The 232-nt window shown below is 47.8% G+C and carries 1 protein-coding gene; it reads left to right on the top strand.

The annotated features are described in order from the left end of the window. Positions 1 to 22: 22 nt before the first annotated feature. Positions 23 to 232: hypothetical protein (locus AAEZ18_RS19785; protein ID WP_352256161.1), on the top strand; the 210-nt coding region annotated here is incomplete at its 3' end.

The raw sequence follows: 232 nt of genomic DNA, 5'->3' as shown, positions 1-232 counted from the left end.
CATTGATAGGGCGGAGGAAGGAATGGATTTTCCACAAGAGTTGGACCAAACCAAAATTTACGAGCAGTGCTCTGTATTTTGTAAGCGTATTAGCCACCCAGATCAAGCTCGGCGTATCGTAACCCAGGCTGCTCAAGCGGCATTGGCACACAAGGGGGTGGCGGTGGTTGTAGTTAATGGCGATGTATTTAAGGAGAAAATAGATGATGATTTGCCTTGGTCGGTTCACCAG

Origin of the sequence: Pseudoalteromonas sp. 19-MNA-CIBAN-0066 (genome assembly GCF_040308705.1) — a bacterium.
Classification (GTDB): Bacteria; Pseudomonadota; Gammaproteobacteria; order Enterobacterales; family Alteromonadaceae; genus Pseudoalteromonas; species Pseudoalteromonas nigrifaciens.
This window is presented reverse-complemented; position numbering and strand designations above follow the sequence as displayed.